The organism is Protofrankia sp. BMG5.30 (genome assembly GCF_001983005.1).
GTDB lineage: Bacteria > Actinomycetota > Actinomycetes > Frankiales > Frankiaceae > Protofrankia > Protofrankia coriariae.
This window is the reverse complement of the sequence record NZ_MOME01000017.1, coordinates 67,571-86,932: the sequence shown is the minus strand read 5'-3', so window position 1 is coordinate 86,932 and position 19,362 is coordinate 67,571. Positions and strand designations below refer to the sequence as shown.

The following is a 19,362-nucleotide window of genomic DNA, read 5'->3' as shown; positions in this document are numbered from 1 at the left end:
GCTCGGACGGAGTTGTCAGTACGCGAGGACGACCCGCTCGACCGCTGGCACCGATTCCTTCAGCTGGCGCTCGATGACGCCCGTGAGCGTGTCCAGGGCAGCGGAACATCCCCCGCAGGCTCCGGTGAGGCGGACGGAGACGACGCCCGCGGTGATGTCGACGACCGTGACGTCCCCGCCGTCACGCTGCAGGAACGGCCTTACCTGCTGGATCGCCTCGTCGACCTGCCGCCACAGGGTATCTTCGTCACCCTCCTGACGCTCCGCGGAGTCCGCGGAGTCCGCGGAGTCCGCGGAGAAGGACGACCCGCAGGAGCACGGATCCGCCGCCCGCGGGTTGGAGAAGACGAAACCCGACGACGTCAGCGACTCCGCATAGTCGATACGGACCCCGTGGACGAGCGAGGCGGACTCGGACGCGACGAACACGTCGAACCCGTCCTGGCGGACGGTGATGTCGCCCTTCTCGGCGGCGGGCGCGAGCGCGAGGCTGTACTTGTAGCCCGAGCAGCCGCCGGGCTCCGCGCCGACCCGAAGGCCGTAGCCGGTGGTCGTCTCGTCGCGGGCGAGCAGCGCCCGGACCTGCTCGCCAGCACGCTCGGTGAGCACGACCTGCAATTTTGTGATCATGATCCCACCTCCGCCGCGACCGGCCCGGCCGACCGCGGGCGCGGGGCGGACAGCTCGTCCGGGGTGTCCTCGAACAGGTCGTCCGCCGTCTGTTGGGCACCCTGCGCCGCAAGCCGCGCACCTTCGGTGGCAACCACGGAGTCGATGATGTCGTAGCACTCGACGGCTTCGATCCCGGCCGCGGCCAGCGTCTCCCGCGGGCCGTTACCGATCCTGCTGCACAGCACGGCGGCGCAGTCCGACAGCATGCTGGCGGTCCGGTCGAGCACCGATCCCTTGCCGCTCTCCCCCTTGCCGCTCTCCCCCTCGTCATCGCACTCGGAGGCGCCCTCGCAGTAGCGCGCGACGCTGCGGGTGCCCACCAGGCGCGCCCACCGCTCGCCCGCCTCGTAGATCCAGAACTCCTCGGCGTGGCCGAAGTGCTGGTTGACCACTCCCCCGCCCTTGGTGGCGACCGCGATCAGAACCGTGCGTTCCGGCTTTGCCGCGCCGGCGGAGATCCGCAGCTCCTCCCGGGTGGCACGGACGTCGGAACGCCAGCGTTCGATCGCCGCGTGCGCCTCCTGGCGGCCGGCCAGGTCGTAGGTGACCTCGCCCTCCAGGTAGGTCTCGGGGCCGAACTCGTCGCCGCGGTCCTCCCCGAGCAGGCCGACCGCGTCGGCCCGGCACTGCCGGCAGTGGCGCATCATGTTCATCTGCGCGCCGTCGTCGCCCTCGCAGCGGTCCTGCAACGCCTTGAGCTCCTGCGGGGTCGGCCCGCGCTGCCCGGTCAGGCCGTAGTGGGTGCCGTGCTCGGGGGCGGACACCAGCGGCATCACGTTGTGCAGGAAGGCCCCCATGCCGCGGACCGTGCGGGAGACCTCCACCAGGTGCTCGTCGTTGACCCCGGGGATCATCACCGAGTTGACCTTGCACAGGATCCCGCGTTCGGTGAGCGCCGCGAGCCCCTCCAGCTGCCGCTCGACAAGGATCTTCGACGCMTCCCGGCCGGTGTGGCGCTTACCGCGGAAGGCCACCCAGGGGTAGATCCGTTCGCCGACCTCGGGATCGATCATGTTGATCGTGATCGTCACATGGTCGATGCCGAGATCCGCGATGCGGTCGACGTGGTCGACGAGGGCGAGCCCGTTCGTGGACACGCACAGTTTGATGTCCGGGCACTCCCGGGCCACCAGCTCCATCGTGCGGAAGGTGCGCCCCGCGTTGGCCAGCGGCTCCCCGGGCCCGGCCACGCCGAGCACGCTCATCTGCTTGATCTCGCTGGCCACCCGCTTGACCTTGGCCAGTGCCTGCTCCGGGGTGAGCAGCTTGCTGGYGACGCCGGGGCGGCTCTCGTTCGCGCAGTCGAACTTGCGGTTGCAGTAGTTGCACTGGATGTTGCAGCCCGGCGCGACCGGGACGTGCATCCGGGCGTAGTACTGGTGCGCCTCCTGGCTGTAACAGGGATGGTTGGCGACCTTCTCCGCGATCGCGGGGTCCAGACCGGTCGTGCTGGTGCCGCATCCCTGAGTGGACGCGCACCCCGTCGCCGGCGACGACGCCGGCGACGGCGCAGCGGCCACCGGCGCCGACGCCGCGGCCGCCTCGRCCGGGGAGAGCACCGTCAGGGGGATCGAGCGCGCCGGTACCGGCGCCGGCCGCGCTGACTGGGGGGTCATGGCCGCTCACCCGCTTCCCGGCCCGGCGCGGCGGTCACCAGGTCCAGCTCGCGCTCCAGACAGCCCACGACCCGGCCGTTGCTGAACGCGACCGCGTAGACGATGTGCTCCTGCAGGTAGACGCCCACACCGTGGACGTGACCGACGGTCCCGGTCTCCACCAGCACGTCCCCGACGCTGATCCCCGGCTCGGGGAAGGTGCCGTCGTTACGCAGGTCCTTGACGGCCACGACGGTGTCGCCGACGTCGTAGGCGGCCTCGGACAGCGGCGGTTCCTCGAAACTGACGTCCATCAGGCCCTCTTCTCGGCTTMAACGGTGACGGTGTCCAGGGCGACGAACGCCTGGGGGGCGCGGTCGGCGAGGACCTTGAACAGGCGGTGGTCGAGCGCGCCGGCCGTGGTGAACGCCTCGTAGGAGGCGACCAGGGCGGCGCGGTAGGCGGCCAGCCGCTCCCCCGGCGCGGGATTCTCCGCGTCCGTCCGGGCCACGGCCCGGGAGAAGTGCCGCAGGATGTGCAGCCGGTTGACCGCGACCACCTTCGGGTCGAAGGGGACGTCCAGGGCCTGGAAGTAGTCCTCGGCGGTGGCGCACTGGCGGAAGCGCGCCAGCCGCTCGCCGGGTGGCAGCTGTTCGGCGGGTGGCAGCTGCTCGGCGGATGCCGCGGTCATGCCGCGTCCACCTTCGCCAGTTCGCGCTCGAGACGGTTGATCTCGACGTAGGTGTTGTAGGTCGCGGTGGCCGTCTCCAGGATCTGCTCCCAGCCGACCGGCAGGTCCTCGGCCAGATCGTGCAGGTCGAGCTTGAGACGGGTGGCGAGGCTGTTGAGCTTCTTCAGCTTCGTGCGCAGCTCGGGGATGTCGTCAGGAGTCGTCACGGGCCACCTCCGGGTGGGCACGCACGAGCGCGGCGGCGGCGCCGACCAGCGCCTCACCACGCCCGGCAAGATGGTCGATGGAGTCGAAGCCGAAACGGTGCGCGTCACGCAGCACCTCGGAGACGACCACGAGCCGGCCGGTGAACACCGTGACCCGGCCGAAGCCCTCATGGCTGAGATCGAGCAGATAGCCGGTGACCAGGCCGGTCGCCTTCTCGATGCCGGCGGCGACCGCCTGGTAGAAGGAGCGCAGCCGGCCCTCGGTGGCCGGGTCGACATCACAGGAGATCCCCAGCTCGCGGCGCCGCTGCGGGGTGAGCACGAACGGGCTGAGCAGCTTCTCCCAGCCGAGGCGGTCGAGCTGGCCGTAGGTGTCCCCGGCGCGCAGCTGGTCGATCAGGTCGCGCAGGAAGCCGGTGGCGACGTCCGCGCCCGCGCCGCCGGCACTGCTGGTGCTGGTGCTGGTGCTGGTGCTGTCGATGGTCATCGCGGGCTCCAGGTGGGGGTGGCGCCGGATCCGCTCGCGCGCAGCAGCTTGCGCAGCCACGGCGGCGGGTTGCCGGCGAGGACCCGCTGCAGCCGGACGATCTGGTCCGCGATCGAGGTGTCCTCGGTGACCTTCAGCGGATGGACGCGGGCCCGGACCACCTTCGCGGCGGCTGTCCCGCCGATCGCGGCGACGTGCAGGATCGCGCAGTCCCGGATGGCGTCCAACCGGCTTTCGATCTTCTCGGCCTCGTCGTCGACGGCCGGGTCGAGCACCCGGCTCTCATACAGCGAGGCGAGCTCCGCGGACACCTCGTAGACGTCGAACCGGCGGCACGAGCCGAAATGCTGGTCGACGACGATGCCGTCGCTGGTGGCGAAGGCGACCTTCAACATGCCAGTTCCTCCAGGTGCTCGTCCTGCTCCAGGCGCTCGGCGGCCGCCGCGCCCGTCGGCGCCGCGGCTGCCGGATGACGCGACGGACGGTGTGACTCGCGGTGTTCGAGCAGCCGGTTGGCCGCGTCCACGAGCAGGTGCAGGCTGCCCCGGTATCCGGACGTGGCGCGCAGCTGGGCGCCCATCCGGTCGTAGACGGGGAAGCCCATCGTCAGATGTGCCGCGCCGGCCCCGGCGGCCGCGTCGGCCCCGTGGCTGGAGGCGACGACCAGCTCGGCGCCGGCCGCCGCGGCCCGTTCGGCGAGGTCGACGAAGTCGCCGACGACAACCTCCTCCCACGGCGCCTGCCGCAGCACGTCGGCGTCCGTCGGCGACACCGCGGTGACGATCTCGGCGCCGACGTCGTAGAGCAGCGAACCGACCGCGACAAGCTGGTCGGGTTCGAGCGCGAGGGCCACCTTCGCCCCGCCGAGGACGAAGTGGCTGTCCATCAGCCCGTCGGCCAGCCGCCGGCGCCAGCGCCGAACCGCCTCGGGGGCGGTCGCGCCGGTGTGCCGGATCAGGTCGGTGACCAGCAGGTCGGTGACGGCCAGCCCGCTGAGGTGGTCGTGGGCGATCAGCGGGACGCCGGCCTTGCCCGCCAGCTCTCCGGCGGCGGTGGCCGCCGCGGACCCGACCGCGACGACAACCTCACAGCCGGCCAGGCCCAGCAGGGCGTCGAGGGTCGTCCCGCCGGTGGTCACCGGCGACCAGTTCGCGGCGAGGTGGCCGTCGAGCGACCCGGACAGGTCGGGGACGACCACCGGGTCGAGGCCGAAGGCCCGGACGAGGTCGGCGATCTCGTCGATGTCCACCGCGGTCAGCGTCGGGCCGACGAGCACGGCGGCCCGGCCGGGGACCGTCACCCCGGTGGCCGGGACCGCGGCGACGATCCCCCGCAGCGCCGCGGACCAGCCGTCCGACAGCCCGCCGTGGAAGTCCGGGGTGGACACCGCGACGACCAGCGGGCCACGGGAGCCCGGGGCGTACCTCGACGCGCCGAGGACACCGAACATGTCCTCCTCGGTGACCTCGGTGAGGCCGGTGGTCAGCACCCCGATGATGTCGGGACGCTGCCGCTCGTTGATGGTGTCCAGCGCGCTCAGCAGCGACTCGGACGAGCCGAGCACGGCGCTGACGTCGTTGATGGCGCTGCTCTGCAACGGGATGGGCTCGCGGAAGTGGCGGGTGAGCAGGGCCTTGGCGAACGCCGAGCAGCCCTGCGCACCGTGCAGCATCGGGATGCAGCGGGCCAGGCCGAGGAAGGCCAGCGCGCCGCCGAGGGGCTGGCTGTGCTTGAGCGGGTCGAAGGCGGCCCGGTGTCCGCCGGTGGTGACGCGGGCCATCAGAAGACCTCGGGATCGCTGTCGTCGTCGATGTCGTCGGTGCCGTCCTCGAAGCCGCCGCCCGCGGCCGCGCCGGCGGCCGTGACAGCGTCGGCGGCAGTGCCACCGGCGCTGGCGGCCGGGCCTCCCGGGCGGCCGGTGGGGCCGGTGGGATCCGGCTCGTCCTCCCAGGGCGCGTCCGCCCGGACCTGCTCCCAGACCGGGCTGGACAGCGCCAGATCCAGCCGCCGGGCAAGTTCGATCATTCCGGGGTAGCCGGCGAAGGCGTGGTGGCGTTCCTGGTTGACGTCGAGGAAGGGCAGCCTGCCCTTGAGCGCGGTGTACTGGTTGCGGCCACCGGCGATCAGGATGTCGGCCTGGGTGTCGGCGACCACCCGCAGCAGTTCGGCGGGCGTGCCGTTGCGGACGACGATCCCGTCCTCACCGAGCAGTTCGGTGATCTTGTCGACGTCGTCCTCGGTGCTCTTGGTGGCCCCGGAGGCGACGACCTCCACCCCGAGGTCCTGCAGCGCCGCCACCAGCGACCAGCTCTTGACCCCGCCGGTGTAGAGCACCGCCCGGGCACCGGCCAGCCGCTCCCGGTAGGGGGCGAGCGCCGTCGCCAGGGCGGCCTCCTCGGTGGCGATGAGCTCCTCCGCCCGCCAGGAGAGCTCCTTGTCGCCGAGGACGCGGGCAAATCCGCGCAGGGTGTCGCGCATCGCGCGGACGCCGTAGAAGCTGCCCTCGAACCAGGGGATGCCGTAGCGGTCCTCCAGGCCCCGGGCCAGCGAGAGCAGCGCCCGCGAGCAGACGACCATCGTCGCCTTCGCGCGGTGGGCGGCGGCGACGTCGGCGTAGCGGCCGTCACCGCTGACGCTCGCCAGCACCCGGATGCCGAGCTTCGCCAGCAGCGGGGTGACGTCCCACAGCTCGCCGGCGATGTTGTACTCGCCGACCAGGTTCACGTCGTACGGCGTGGTGAACGCCGGTTCCACCGTGCCGATGACGTGTTCGAGCAGGGCCTGGCCGGCGAGTCGGTTGCCGAAGTTCTTGCTGCCGGCGAATCCCGGCGAGTGCACCGGGACCACCGGGATGCCGGTCGCGGTGGCCGCCGCCGCGCACACCGCGTCGACGTCGTCGCCGATCATCGCGGTGACGCAGGTGGCGTACACGAAGACCGCGGGCGGGCGGTGGCGGCGCGCGGCCTCGACGATGGTGTCGTAGAGGCGCTGCTCGCCGCCGAAGACCACGTCCTGCTCGCCGAGGTCGGTGGCGAAGCCCCGGCGGTAGAGCGTCGGGCCTGAGGAGAGGCTGCCCCGGCCGTCCCACGAGTTGCCGGCACAGGCGATCGGGCCGTGCACCACGTGGGCGACGTCGGCTATCGGAACCAGAGTGATCATCGCGCCGTCGAACGCGCAGCCCCCGGCGGTGCCGCCCGGCTTCGGCCGGGAGCAGCCCGTCTTGCGGGTCTTGGGATCCTTGGCGCGGTTGTGGTMGCACGCCGGTTCGTCGAAGAGTACCGTGGCGTCGATCTTCGTCAGGGCAGCCATTTTCACCTCAGCGGACGGTGTCGGTCAGCGTGCGCTGCCGGTCAGCGGACGATGTCGAAGCTGTGGTCGGGCGCGTTGCGGTCCAGCTCGTCGAGGAACAGGTTGACCAGCTGGGTCAGCAGCGCCAGGCCACCCTCGTAGCCGTAGATCGGGAAGCGGTGCAGGTGGTGCCRGTCGAAGATCGGGAAACCGGCCCGGAACAGCGGCACGTTCGCCTCGCGGGCGAGGTGCTTGAGATGGGTCGAGCCGACGATGAGGTCGACCGGCTCGGTGTGCACGAGCGACCGCAGGTGCCAGCCGTCCTTGCCCGGCCAGACGGTCGCCTGCCGGCCGAACGGGCTGGCGGCGAGGATCTCCCGGGCCTGGTTGGCCCAGGTCTCGTCACCGTTGGTGGCCAGCACGTGGACCGGCTCCATACCCAGCTCCAGCAGGAAGCCGAGCATCCCGTTGACGAAGTCGGGGTCGCCGGCGATCGCGACCCGCTTGCCGTGCAGGTAGGCGTGCGAGTCGGTCAGCGCGTCGAGCAGCCGGCCGCGCTCCGCGGTGATCTCGTCCGGCACCTTGACCCCGGCCACCCGGGCGATCTCGGTGATGAAGGCGTCGGTGTTGCCGATGCCGATCGGCGCGTTGACCGTCACCGTCTCGCCGGCCCACCCGCCCACGATCTCCCTGGTCCGCTTGGAGCCGAAGGACTGCAGGAAGACGGTGGCGATGGCGTTGATCGAGTCGGCGGCGACGGCGAGCGGGGTCCCGCCCGGATACATGTGGTACTCGCCGGTCGCCGGGGAGTCGAGGCTGTCGCTGTGGTCGCCGAGCACGACGTGCTTGACGCCCAGCAGGGTCAACAGCCGCTTGAGCTCCCGGATGTTGCCGACGTAGGGGTCGAAGCCCGGCACGATGTTGACCGTGCCGTTGGACGCGCTCTTCTTGCCCTCGGTCAGGTACGACAGGATGCCGCGCAGCATGTTGTCGTAGCCCAGCACGTGCGAGCCGACGAAGCTCGGGGTGTGGGCGTACGGGACCGGGATGGTCTCGGAGATCGCGCCCTTGGTACGGGCGTTGGCGATGAAGTTCTGCAGGTCGTCGCCGATCACCTCGGCCATACAGGTGGTCGACACCGCCACCATGTCCGGCTTGTACACGTGCACGGCGGTACCGAGGGCCTCGATGAGGTTGTTCAGGCCGCCGAAGACCGCCGAGTCCTCGGTCATCGACGAGGACACCGTCGGCACCGGCTCCTTGAAGTGCCGCGAGAGGTGGCCGCGGAAGTACGAGGTGCACCCCTGCGAGCCGTGCACCAGCGGCAGGGTCCCGGCGAAGCCGAGGGCCGCGAGCACGGCGCCCAGCGGCTGGCACGCCTTCAGCGGGTTGACCGTGAGATTCTGCCGGGCGAAGTTCTTCTCCCGGTACTCCCACGACCGGGTCCATTCGGCGACCCGGTCGACCTCCGCCGGCGAGGACCCGGCCTCGAACTGCTTCTTGCGCTCGCGCTGCTCCTGGTACTCAGGGCCCTTGAACAGTGTGTTGTGGTCTCGCACCACAAGTGCGTCTGGGTTGGTGGACACCAGCGATCCTCCGGTTCACGGGCGAAAGAACACGTCTTCCGCGGGGAATTACGAGCGGAAGACGTGCCTTTCGCGGGAAGCCACGGGCGAAAGACAYGTCTTCCGCGGGAAATCAGCTCTTCTTGGAATTCACCCACGGCGCGTCGAACAGGTCCCATGACGGGTTGTTGACGGCGCTGTCCATGTCCCGGGCGAAAATCGCGAAGCCCTCGACACCGTGGTACGGACCGGAGTAGTCCCAGGAGTGCATCTGACGGAACGGCGTCCGCATCTTGTGCGAGACGTACTTCTCCTTGATGCCGGCGCCGACCAGGTCCGGCTTGAGACGGCGGGTGAACTCCTCCATCTCGTAGGCGGTCGGGTCGTCGTAGACCACGATGCCCTGCTTGAGCTCGGGGTAGCTACGGGAGTAGTCGTCCTTGTGGGCGAACTCGTAGCCGGTCCCGATGACCTCCATGCCGAGGTCCTCGTAGGCGCCGACGGTGTGGCGCGGGCGCAGGCCGCCGACGGCGAGCATGACGGTCTTGCCCTCGAGCCGGTGCCGGTAGGTCTCCCGCACCTTGTCGAAGAAGGGCTGGTACCGCGCGATGGCGGCCTCGGTCTTCTCCTTGATGGTGTCGTCGAAGAACTCGGCGATCTTCCGCATCGACTCGACGATCTTCGTGGGGCCGAAGAAGTTGAACTCGGTCCACGGGGTGCCGTAGCGCTCCTCCATCGTGGTGGCGATGTAGTTCATGGAGCGGTAGCAGTGCAGCACGTTGAGCTTGGCCAGGTGGGCGGTGGCCATCTCGTTGACGGTGCCGTCGCCGGACCACTGGGCGATGACCCGCAGGCCCATGTCCTCGAGGATCTTCCGGGAGGCCCAGGCGTCACCGCCGATGTTGTAGTCACCGAGCAGCGTGATGTCGTACGGGGTCTGCTCGGCGATCTCCCGGGTGCCCAGCATGTGGTCACGGATCGCGTCGTTGGCGATGTGGTGGCCCAGCGACTGGCTGATCCCGCGGAAGCCCTCGCACTTGACCGGGACGACCGGCAGGTCCAGCCGCTTCGTCGCGGCGGTGGCGACCGCGTCGATGTCGTCACCGATCAGGCCGATCGGGCACTCGGACTGGATGGAGACGCCCTTGGCCAGCGGGAAGAGATCCACCAGCTCGTCCAGGATGGCGGCGAGCTTCTTGTCGCCACCGAAGACGATGTCCTTCTCCTGGAAGTCGCTGGTGATCTGCATGACGGTGAAGTTGTCGACGCCGAGCTGCCCGTTGGCGTAGTTGCGCCGGGTGCCCCAGGTGTACTGGCCGCAGCCGACCGGGCCGTGGCTGATGGAGATGAGGTCCTTGATGGGACCCCACACCACACCCTTGGAACCGGCGTAGGCGCAGCCACGCAGCGTCATGATCCCGGGGCGGGACTTGACGTTGCTCTTGACCTCGCATTCCTTCGCCCCGCCCGGGTCGTTGGGCTTGACGTGCTTCTGGCGGTCCTTCTCGACCTTGGGCGGGTAGGCCGAGAGGACGTCGTCGATCATCGCCTGCGTCTCGGCAGACGTCACGGGCGGAGTCATGACAGACCTTTCTGGGTGTGCGGGGACGAGCGGTCAGGCGCCGACGGCGGAGGCGGCCTTCTGACCGACGATCGACTCGTCCTCCTGCTCCATGATCCCGAAGTCGATCAGGAGCTCCTCGAGCTCGTCCATGCTGATCGGGGTGGGGATGGTCTTCATGTCGTTCTCTTCGATCTTGCGCGCGAGCTCGCGGTACTCGTTGGCCTGGTCGGCCTCGGGCGAGTACTCGATGACCGTCATCCGGCGCAGCTCGGCGTGCTGGACGATGTTGTCACGCGGGACGAAGTGGATCATCTGGGTGTTCAGCCGCCGGGCGAGCTCGGTGATCAGCTCGTCCTCACGGTCGGTCTTGCGGCTGTTGCAGATCAGCCCACCGAGGCGGACGCCACCGGTGTGGGCGTACTTGAGGATGCCTCGGGCGATGTTGTTCGCCGCGTACATGGYCATCATCTCACCGGAGGTGACGATGTAGATCTCCTGGGCCTTGCCCTGGCGGATCGGCATGGCGAACCCACCGCAGACGACGTCACCGAGGACGTCGTAGGTGACGAAGTCGAGGTCCTCGTAGGCGCCGTTCTCCTCCAGGAAGGTGATGGCGGTGATGACGCCTCGGCCGGCGCAGCCGACACCCGGCTCCGGGCCACCCGACTCGACACACCGGATGTTCCACGCGCCCTCGAGCAGGACCTCGTCGAGCTCGAGGTCCTCCACCGAGCCCTTCTCCGCGGCCTTCTCGATGACGGTGTGCTGAGCCTTGGAGTGCAGGATCAGACGGGTCGAGTCCGCCTTCGGGTCACAACCGACGATCATGACCCGGTTGCCCCGCTCAGCCAGTGCGGCCATCGTGTTCTGCTGAGTGGTGGACTTACCAATACCACCCTTGCCGTAGAACGCGAGCTGYCTCATGGGTGTGTGCTCCTCACCGCACGCTTGAGCGTGCGTCACTGTGGAAGAACCGGTGCTGGTTCGCCGAAGCGCTCCGCGCCCGGGAACCGGTACATGTCCTGGCGCCTGTCTGGTGCCTGCGGCGATGCCGCTGCCCGCGGGAACAGGTCCCGCGCCGCGATACCGCCGTCGTGCTTCTCATGCCGTTTTCGTGCTGCATTTTGTGCGGTATTTCGTGCTGTATTTCGTGCACTGTTCCGTGCCGTATTCGTTCAGGAACCGGCGCCGGCGCCGGTGGCCAGGCTGGCCGCCGTGAGCTCGTAGAGGTCGCGGACCTCACCGGAGCACAGCGGCCGCTTGAGCGTCGCGACGTGCGATCGCAGACCGTCCAGGACGGATCCGAGAACGCCCTCGTCGGCGTCGATCCCATACTCACGCAGGGCGTGGCGCAGCGACGCCCGTCCCGCGTGCTTGCCCACGATCAGCCGGCGCCGCGCGCCGACCTCCGCGGGGTCGAAGGGCTCGTAGATCCTCGGAGCCTTCAGCACGCCGTCCACGTGAATACCCGACTCGTGGACGAACGCCGACTCCCCGACGATCGCCTTCCCGGTGGGTACCGGCCGCCGCGCCGCGCCCGAGACCAGTTCGGCCAGCGCGCGCAACGCCGTGGTGTCCAGATCGATCCGGTACCCGAGAAGATGACGCAGCGCCATCGCCACCTCCTCGAAGGCGGCGTTGCCGGCCCGTTCCCCGAGCCCGGCGACCGTCGTGCTGACGAACCCGAAACCGGCGCTGACCGCCGCGAGCGTGTTGGCGGTGGCCAGCCCGAAGTCGTCATGGGCGTGGATCTCCCAGACGGCCGGAGCGGCCGAGGCGGCTACCACCAGGGCGGACAGCCGTTCGTACGCCCCGGCGGGCTCGAGGATCCCGACGGTGTCGGCCCAGCGCAGACGGTCGACACCGGCCCGGGACAGTTCGCCTGCGAGGTCGGCGACGAAGCCGTCGTCCGCCCGCGAGGCGTCCTCGAACCCGACCCCGACCACCAGTCCACGGTCGAGGGCGTGCGCGACACAGTCGAGGATCCGGCTGCGCGCCCACGCCCGGTCACGGCCGAGCTTGTACTGCAGGTGYAGGTCGGACACGGGAATGCTGACGTGGACCCGCCGCACCCCGCAGGCCGCCGCCGCGTCGACGTCGGACCGCACGGCCCGGCACCAGGCGATGACCTCCGCCCGCAGACCCGCCGCCGCGACACGGCGGATGATCTCGCGTTCGGACGGCCCCATGGCCGGCACGCCCGCCTCGATCTGCTGTACTCCCACCCGATCGAGAGCGGACGCGATGGCGAGCTTCTCCTCGGCGGTGAAGGCGACGCCCGGGGCCTGCTCACCGTCGCGCAGCGTGGTGTCACAGAACCCGATCACGATGTCGTGCTCCACATCATGCGTGCCCTCCGTCAGTCGCRCCGAACAGGGAAGATGGCGCTGTGCCGAGCCGGTGCCGGCCAGTTACCTGATGCCGGACCCGCGATCCGCGATCCGCCGGTGGGCGGTCCCGCGATCCTCACCGTTGAGGTGTCGCGATTAGAAATGTCGCTGACCGTTGTTTCGGGCGCTTTAAGCGCCGTATCTTCCCAGTTACTTCTGCCCCCGATCCGCGATTCCGGGACGAATAGCAGAAGAAGCCTGGGCCAGGTGGCCGAAAGGCCTGGGACCAATGGTGTGGACGCTGGTCACCACCTGGGTTCCGGGCAGTCGGCAGCCTGCCCGTCAGCAATTTTCGGCGATCGACTCCGACAACGTGCCGTACCAGTTCTTTACAGCCCGGATCCGTTGCCGAATACGGCGTCCGGCGACTTCTGGGACGAACGTTCCGACGCCGGTGACCTATTACCCGGCGCATTGTTCGGATGGCCTGAAAATTCCGGCCCGTGGGTCCGGGCGACCGTTGTGGCACGGCCTGGCAGCGCTGGCCGGGAAGAACGTGCGAAGCCGTCCGCCAACGGTGGGCGGCCCCGCCCGCGCGAACGGTCCGGACACGGACGGCCCGCCGCGAACAGGCCGGAAACGACAAAGGCGTTCCCCGGTCGCCGCGTCCGTTGGACGCGGGCGACCGGGGAACGCCGGTGGGGCGGAAACCGGAACATGTCCGTGAGCACCGTCCGCCGGAAATCACATGGCTGGACGGCTCGGCCGGTCGGCGCGCCGGTGAGCCGGGGGCCCGGCCGATCACCGAATCACCAGATCACCGAATCGGTCAGGTGCCGGACCGGCGAAACGGCTGATCGGCGCGGCGGTGGATCGACGGCCCGGCGGATCAGGAGCTCAGCGGATCGTCCAGGTGTTGCCCGTGTGCAGCAGCTCGGCGAGCAGGTCGTCGGGCGTGCTGTCCGTGGCGCTCGTGCGGGCGGCGGTGTTCTGCTCCTGGACCATCGACTCGTAGGTGGGCCGGGCCACCCGACGGAACACCCCGATCGGGGTGTTGCTGAGATCCTGGTCGGACAGCCGGGACAGGGTGAACGCGTAGGCCGGCCCGGGCACCGCCTCGTCGTGCACGATGATCTCGCTGCGCGGGACGCTGGCGGTGTCGGCGACCTCCAGGCCGAAGCCGCGCGGCTCGCGCACCACGCACTTCTCCCCCGTGGCGCCGAAGGTGATCGGCTTGCCGTGCTCGAGGCGGATGAGGACCGAGTCGCGGCTGGCGGGATCCTTCAGCACGTCGAACGCGCCGTCGTTGAAGATGGCGCAGTTCTGGTAGATCTCGATGAACGCGCTGCCCTGGTGCGCGGCGGCGGCCCGCAGCACCGAGTGCAGGTGCTTGCGGTCGGAGTCGATCGTGCGAGCCACGAACGACGCCTCGGAGCCGAGCGCCACCGCGATCGGGTTGAACGGGGTGTCCCGGGAGCCGACCGGCGTCGACTTGGTGACCTTGCCGAACTCCGAGGTCGGCGAGCACTGGCCCTTGGTCAGCCCGTAGATCCGGTTGTTGAACATCAGGATCTTGATGTTGACGTTGCGGCGCAGCGCGTGGATCAGGTGGTTACCGCCGATGGACAGCGCGTCGCCGTCACCGCTGACCACCCACACCGACAGGTCCGGGCGGCTGACCGCGAGACCGGTGGCGATCGCCGGCGCCCGGCCGTGGATCGAGTGCATCCCGTAGGTGTTGAGGTAGTACGGGAAACGGGAGGAACACCCGATCCCGGAGACGAAGGTGATCCGCTCCCGGGGGATGCCCAGCTCCGGCATGAACGACTGGATCGCCGACAGGATCGCGAAGTCACCGCATCCCGGGCACCAGCGGACCTCCTGGTCCGACCGGAAGTCCTTGGCGGTGAGCTTGAGTGGGACCTCAGTCATTGCGCACGACCTCCTCCAGGACCGTCTCCAGCTCCGCCGAGGTGAACGGCTGGCCGTTGACCTTGTTGTAGGACACGGCGTCGACCAGGTAGCGGTCGCGTATCACGTGGGCGAGCTGCCCGAGGTTCATCTCCGGGATGATGACGCGGTCGTAGCCGGCGAGCACCGTGCCGACGTTGCGCGGCAGCGGCGAGATGTGCCGCAGGTGCGCCTGGGCGATGGACACCCCGCGTTCCCGCAGCTTGCGACAGGCCGCGCCGATCGGCCCGTAGGTGGAGCCCCAGCCGAGCACCAGCACCCGGGCGTCCCCGGTGGGGTCCTCGACCTCCAGGTCGGGCACGTCGATGGCCTCGACCCGAGCGGCGCGCAGCCGCATCATCAGGTCGTGGTCGGCCGGGACGTAGGAGACCGCGCCGGTGTTGTTGGCCTTCTCCAGACCGCCGACGCGGTGCTCCAGGCCGGGCGTGCCCGGCACCGCCCACGGGCGGGCCAGCGTGTGCGGGTCGTGCAGGTAGGGCAGGAACTTACCGTCCGGCCCGTTGGGCTCGGTGGCGAACTCCACCCGCAGGTCGGGCAGGTCCGCCGGGTCCGGCAGCAGCCACGGCTCGGAGCCGTTGGCCAGGTAGCCGTCCGAGAGCAGGATGACCGGCATCCGGTAGGTCAGCGCGATACGCGCCGCCTCCAGCGCCGCGTAGAAACAGTCCGCCGGTGAGCGGGCCGCGATCACCGCCAGCGGCGCCTCACCGTGCCGGCCGAACAGGGCGATGTTCAGGTCGGACTGCTCGGTCTTGGTCGGCAGGCCGGTCGACGGGCCGGCGCGCTGCACGTCCACGATGACCAGCGGCAGCTCCAGCATCACCGCGAGCCCGAGGGTCTCGGTCTTCAGCGCGAGCCCCGGGCCGGACGTCGAGGTGACGCCGAGCGCGCCGCCGTAGGAGRCACCGAGCGCCGAGCCCACCGCGGCGATCTCGTCCTCGGCCTGGAAGGTGGTCACGCCGTAGCGCTTGTACGCGGACAGCTCGTGCAGGATCTCCGAGGCCGGGGTGATCGGGTAGGCGCCGAGGAAGACCGGCAGATGGGCACGCAGGCCGGCGGCGACCAGGCCGTAGGCGAGCGCGGAGTTGCCGTTGACACTGCGGTAGGTGCCGGGCAGCAGGTTCGCGGGCTTGACCTCGTAGCGGACGGCGAAGTCCTCGGTGGTCTCGCCGTAGTTCCAGCCGGCCTGGAAGGCGGCCACGTTCGCGGCGGCGATCTTCGGCTTCTTGGCGAACTTCTGCCTGAGGAACTCCACCGTGCCCTCGGTGGGCCGGCTGTACATCCAGGACAGCAGGCCGAGCGCGAACATGTTCTTCGCCCGCTCGGCGTCCTTCTTGGAGACCTCGAAGTCGGCGAGGGCGGCGATCGTCGCCGACGTCAGCGGCACCCGGTGGACGGTGAACCCGTCGAGCGAGTCGTTCTCCAGCGGGTTGCTTGTATAACCGACCTTCTCCAGGTTGCGGGTGGTGAACTCGTCGGTGTTGACGATGATCTCCGCATTGGGCGGCAGGTCGGCGAGATTGGCGCGCAGCGCGGCCGGGTTCATCGCCACCAGGACGTCCGGCGAGTCCCCGGGAGTGAGGACGTCGTGGGCGGCGAAATGTACCTGGAAACTGGACACACCGTGCAGCGAGCCCGATGGTGCCCTGATCTCGGCGGGGTAGTTGGGAAGGGTGGACAGGTCGTTCCCCAGGATGGCGGTCTCGGAGGCGAAACGGTCGCCGGTGAGCTGCATGCCGTCGCCGGAGTCACCGGCGAACCGGATTGCCACCCGGTCCAGATGCTGGATTTGCTTGGCCACGTACGTGGACCTCCTCAATGACCGACGGTCGGCGAGGGGCTTACCCACGGTCCGACCGTGGGTAGAGTAGGCCGTCAGGCCCGCCCGTCCTTCTTATACGGAGGCATTGCTTCCAACGTGTTTCGCGGTGTCAAATCGCCGTCTCGCGATCAGCGCGGCCTCGGTCACGGTATTTCGACAACAACGCCGTCAAATATATGGGCGGACGTGCGGAAAAACAATCGTGGCCCCCGCCCACGACCACCGGCCCGGGACTTTCGGGAAGTAATGACCGAAATACGTTTCCCCGGCACAGGGGACAGGCGGTCTGTTCCTTCACGGCGAAGGTTCACCTCATCCCGGCAACCGGCCTATCTGCCCGGGCCGGTTCGTCCCGCGGCGGTTTCCCGCATCTTCCACGCGGCTACCCCACAACCGGCCCACCCCAGCGCTACCCCCTGTAGAGCCATAGCGTAGAACGGCATGTTCTACACTGGACCCATGCGGCAGGTAGGAGTACGCGAGCTGAACCAGAACACCAGTCAGGTGATCGAACGGGTACGCCGCGGCGAGACAGTGGAGGTGACCGATCGCGGCCATCCGGTCGCACGCCTCGTCCCCGTCGAACGTGAGTTGTCGGTACTGGAGCGCCTTGTCGCCGAGGGCCAGGCTACTGCGCCCTCGGTCCAGGTAGGCGAACCACTCTCCATGCCACCCGTACTGGGCGACCCGGCCGTGGACACCGCCGCGGAGCTGGCCGCGGCCCGCGAGGACGAAAACTGGTGATCTATCTCGACTCTGCCGCCGTGGTCAAGCTGGTCCGCGCGGAGCCCTGCACCGTTGACCTGCTGGACTGGCTGGACGCCTACCGTGCCCTACCGCTGGTGTCGTCGGTCCTGGTCGAAGTCGAGGCGTCCCGCGCGCTGCGCCGCTGCGTCCCGCAGGCTCTGGGCAGGCTGCCGGTCACCCTTGCCCGGCTGTACCGGCTGGAGATCAACGCCACGGTCCGAGCCGTCGCGGCCGCCTACGATGACCCACAGCTCCGCTCCCTGGACGCCGTTCACCTCGCCACCGCCACGGTGCTGACCGACCAACCCGGCGCCAGGCTGGAGGCGTTCGTCACCTATGACAAACGCCTGCTCGCGATCGCGGCCAGGGCCGGACTTCCCACCGCCAGCCCCGGTGTCTGAAGGCTCGGCAACCCCGGTACGCCTGAAGGCGTAGGTGGTTTCGGTCGTCCCGACAGCCTTTTCTACCTACGCGTTCCGCTGACGTAGGTGGTTCTGGTTGCTCTGGTGACGGTTTCCACCTACAGCTCGGGGTTGGAGGGAGACTGAAGACGGCGGCGGGTGTCACCAGCGGTGTTCGCGGCGGACGCGGCGGACGATGACGAACAGGTCGACCACGGCGGTCAGGGCGACCAGGCCGAGCAGCACGGCGAGCGCTGGCTGGTCCCGGACCGCGAAGTAGGCGCACATGGCCGTGGYGAACAGCAGCCCAAACAGGGCGAGGGCGAAACGCAGGCCCAGCGCGCTGCGGGCGGGAGGATACCCACCCGGACCGCCGTTCATCCCGACCCGCCCGCCACCCCGGCCTCTCCGTCGTTCACGTGTGGTGATGTGCCCACAACGATCAGACCTGAACGTGCCTGGCCGTGCCAGTTCTGGCGGGGACGGTACGCCTTCCCCGCGAATCTGTCCGGCTGGGCCCGGCCGGCCTGGCTAGAGCAGTTCGCGGTCGCCGAGGTAGGGGCGCAGGACCTTGGGGATGCGGACATGGTGCTCCGCCGTCTGGAAGTTCTCCAGGATGGCGGCCAGCAGCCGCGGGGTGGCCACCGCCGTGTTGTTCAGGGTGTGGGCGAAACGGACACGCCCCTCGGCGTCCTTGTAGCGGATGTTCGCCCGCCGCGCCTGCCAGTCGTGCAGCGTCGAGCAGCTGTGGGTCTCCCGGTAGCGCTCCAGCGACGGGAACCAGGTGTTGATGTCGTTCATCCGGAACTTGCCCAGGCCCATGTCGCCGGTGGCGCACTCCACCACCTCGTAGGCCAGCCCCAGGGACTGCAGGACGGTCTCGGCCGTGTCCAACAGCTCGGCGTGCCAGTGGGCCGACTGCTTCTCGTCGGCCTCGCAGATGACGAACTGCTCGACCTTCTCGAACTGGTGGACCCGCAGCAGCCCGCGCACGTCCCGCCCGGCGCTGCCGACCTCGCGGCGGAAGCACGGCGAGATCCCGGCGTAGCKCAGCGGCAGGTCACGCAGGGGGAGCATCTCGCCGGCGTGCAGGCCGACCAGCGCGACCTCGGCGGTGCCGGCGAGGAACAGCTCGTCGGCGGGCAGCTCGTAGATCTCCTCACCGTGCCCGGGCAGGAAGCCGGTGCCGACCAGCGCCTCCCGTTTCACCAGCGACGGCGCCGAGACCAGCCGGAAGTCCCTGTGCGCGAGCAGGTCCAGCGCGTAGGAGTGGACCGCCCGCTCCAGCAGCACGAGCGGCCCGGCCAGCGCGTAGGCGCGCTCCCCCGAGACGTTGCGGGCCCGTTCGAACTCCGCCCAGCCGCGCTTCTCGGCCAGTTCGACATGGTCGAGCGGGGTGAAGTCGAACGCAGGCCGCTCCCCCCAGACCCGGATGACGGTGTTCGCGGACTCGTCCGGGCCGACCGGGGCGCCGTCCCACGGGATGTTCGGGGTGCGCAGCAGCAGGTCCCGCAGCCGTTCGCTGGCGGTCTCCAGCTCGTCACGGGTTTCGCGCAGTTGGACGTCGAGGGCGGCGGAGCGCTCCCGCAGCCGCTCGCGGCCGGCCGCGTCGGCGCTCTTGAACGAACCCGCGAGCTCACGGCGCTCACGCTGCGCCGTGTCCAGGGTGTGCTGCAACGATCGCACGCTGCGGTCGAGAGCCAGGATGCCGTCGACGTCGAGGTCGACCCCCTTGACGCGAGCGGCCTCGCGCACGACATCGGGATTCTCCCGGATGAACCGCCTGTCCAGCATCTGGCTCCTGTGCCTTCTCCCGTTACGAACTCCAGTTACGGACGTCGCCGAAAAGCCTACAGCGCATCCCGAGGCCCACCGGCGATCACCGGCCGAAGGGCACCGGCCGTGGCCCGCCCAGGGACAGGGATCCCCGGTCATGCCGGAAGACACCTCACGCCAGGAGCCGCACGGAGCGTGATCGCCAACGGCGATCACACGGCGACAGATCCACCACTCAGAGAGCAGTGTC

General features: G+C 69.6%; 19 protein-coding genes. 2 read left to right on the top strand and 17 right to left on the bottom strand.

All coding sequences use genetic code 11. The features are described 5' to 3' along the window. Positions 1-15: 15 nt before the first annotated feature. From BL254_RS11350 to BL254_RS11280, 15 genes are all read right to left on the bottom strand, one after another. The gene (locus BL254_RS11350) at positions 16-630 is read right to left on the bottom strand and encodes an iron-sulfur cluster assembly accessory protein (RefSeq protein WP_076843276.1); all 615 of its coding nucleotides are present in this window, start codon (positions 628-630) and stop codon (positions 16-18) included. Then, positions 627-2,288 (bottom strand): nitrogenase cofactor biosynthesis protein NifB, encoded by a 1,662-nt coding sequence (gene nifB, locus BL254_RS11345; protein ID WP_076843275.1) that lies wholly within the window; start codon positions 2,286-2,288, stop codon positions 627-629. Before nifB ends, BL254_RS11350 begins: the two co-directional genes overlap by 4 nt. After that, the gene (locus tag BL254_RS11340) at positions 2,285-2,581 is read right to left on the bottom strand and encodes a nitrogen fixation protein NifZ (RefSeq protein WP_047221804.1); all 297 of its coding nucleotides are present in this window, start codon (positions 2,579-2,581) and stop codon (positions 2,285-2,287) included. The genes nifB and BL254_RS11340 overlap by 4 nt, the downstream gene beginning before the upstream one ends. Next, positions 2,581-2,958: a nitrogenase-stabilizing/protective protein NifW gene (nifW, locus tag BL254_RS11335; protein WP_076843274.1), complete on the bottom strand. Its 378-nt coding sequence runs from the start codon at positions 2,956-2,958 to the stop codon at positions 2,581-2,583. Before nifW ends, BL254_RS11340 begins: the two co-directional genes overlap by 1 nt. Next, the gene (locus BL254_RS11330; protein WP_013874041.1) at positions 2,955-3,164 is read right to left on the bottom strand and encodes a CCE_0567 family metalloprotein; all 210 of its coding nucleotides are present in this window, start codon (positions 3,162-3,164) and stop codon (positions 2,955-2,957) included. The genes nifW and BL254_RS11330 overlap by 4 nt, the downstream gene beginning before the upstream one ends. After that, entirely contained in the window at positions 3,151-3,651 is a 501-nt protein-coding gene (locus BL254_RS11325) for a NifX-associated nitrogen fixation protein (protein ID WP_254858010.1), read from the bottom strand. Before BL254_RS11325 ends, BL254_RS11330 begins: the two co-directional genes overlap by 14 nt. Next, entirely contained in the window at positions 3,648-4,046 is a 399-nt protein-coding gene (gene nifX, locus BL254_RS11320) for a nitrogen fixation protein NifX (RefSeq protein ID WP_013874043.1), read from the bottom strand. The genes BL254_RS11325 and nifX overlap by 4 nt, the downstream gene beginning before the upstream one ends. Further along, positions 4,040-5,431 carry a nitrogenase iron-molybdenum cofactor biosynthesis protein NifN gene (nifN, locus tag BL254_RS11315; protein ID WP_076843273.1) on the bottom strand — a complete coding sequence of 464 codons (1,392 nt, stop codon included), beginning with the start codon at positions 5,429-5,431 and terminating at the stop codon, positions 4,040-4,042. The genes nifX and nifN overlap by 7 nt, the downstream gene beginning before the upstream one ends. Beyond that, positions 5,431-6,960 (bottom strand): nitrogenase iron-molybdenum cofactor biosynthesis protein NifE, encoded by a 1,530-nt coding sequence (gene nifE, locus BL254_RS11310; protein WP_076843272.1) that lies wholly within the window; start codon positions 6,958-6,960, stop codon positions 5,431-5,433. Before nifE ends, nifN begins: the two co-directional genes overlap by 1 nt. A gap of 41 nt (positions 6,961-7,001) precedes the next feature. Next, positions 7,002-8,525, bottom strand: coding sequence for a nitrogenase molybdenum-iron protein subunit beta (nifK, locus tag BL254_RS11305; protein ID WP_076843271.1), 1,524 nt, complete (start codon positions 8,523-8,525; stop codon positions 7,002-7,004). A gap of 112 nt (positions 8,526-8,637) precedes the next feature. Continuing rightward, positions 8,638-10,086 carry a nitrogenase molybdenum-iron protein alpha chain gene (nifD, locus tag BL254_RS11300; protein ID WP_076843270.1) on the bottom strand — a complete coding sequence of 483 codons (1,449 nt, stop codon included), beginning with the start codon at positions 10,084-10,086 and terminating at the stop codon, positions 8,638-8,640. Between the two features lie 33 nt (positions 10,087-10,119). Beyond that, a complete protein-coding gene (nifH, locus tag BL254_RS11295; RefSeq protein ID WP_076843269.1) occupies positions 10,120-10,992 on the bottom strand; it encodes a nitrogenase iron protein in 873 nt (290 codons plus the stop codon). A gap of 251 nt (positions 10,993-11,243) precedes the next feature. Then, positions 11,244-12,410, bottom strand: a complete 1,167-nt coding sequence (gene nifV / locus BL254_RS11290; RefSeq protein ID WP_052914278.1) for a homocitrate synthase — start codon at positions 12,408-12,410, stop codon at positions 11,244-11,246. 885 nt (positions 12,411-13,295) lie between these two features. Continuing rightward, on the bottom strand, positions 13,296-14,330 hold the full coding sequence (locus tag BL254_RS11285) for a 2-oxoacid:ferredoxin oxidoreductase subunit beta (protein ID WP_076843268.1): 1,035 nt from the start codon (positions 14,328-14,330) through the stop codon (positions 13,296-13,298). Next, a complete protein-coding gene (locus BL254_RS11280) occupies positions 14,323-16,101 on the bottom strand; it encodes a 2-oxoacid:acceptor oxidoreductase subunit alpha (RefSeq protein ID WP_371390470.1) in 1,779 nt (592 codons plus the stop codon). The genes BL254_RS11285 and BL254_RS11280 overlap by 8 nt, the downstream gene beginning before the upstream one ends. 528 nt (positions 16,102-16,629) lie before the next feature. Between BL254_RS11280 and BL254_RS11275 the strand changes: the two genes are divergently transcribed. Together BL254_RS11275 and BL254_RS11270 are read left to right on the top strand one after the other, a co-directional pair. Next, a complete protein-coding gene (locus tag BL254_RS11275; RefSeq protein ID WP_254858009.1) occupies positions 16,630-16,932 on the top strand; it encodes a type II toxin-antitoxin system Phd/YefM family antitoxin in 303 nt (100 codons plus the stop codon). Beyond that, entirely contained in the window at positions 16,929-17,336 is a 408-nt protein-coding gene (locus BL254_RS11270; protein WP_047221814.1) for a type II toxin-antitoxin system VapC family toxin, read from the top strand. The genes BL254_RS11275 and BL254_RS11270 overlap by 4 nt, the downstream gene beginning before the upstream one ends. 162 nt (positions 17,337-17,498) lie before the next feature. On the opposite strand, the gene BL254_RS11265 is transcribed toward BL254_RS11270, so the two are convergent. Together BL254_RS11265 and serS are read right to left on the bottom strand one after the other, a co-directional pair. Continuing rightward, positions 17,499-17,717 carry a DUF6343 family protein gene (locus BL254_RS11265; protein WP_076843266.1) on the bottom strand — a complete coding sequence of 73 codons (219 nt, stop codon included), beginning with the start codon at positions 17,715-17,717 and terminating at the stop codon, positions 17,499-17,501. A gap of 150 nt (positions 17,718-17,867) precedes the next feature. Further along, complete coding sequence (gene serS / locus BL254_RS11260; protein ID WP_076843265.1) at positions 17,868-19,130, bottom strand: serine--tRNA ligase; 1,263 nt, start codon at positions 19,128-19,130, stop codon at positions 17,868-17,870. Positions 19,131-19,362: the final 232 nt, after the last annotated feature.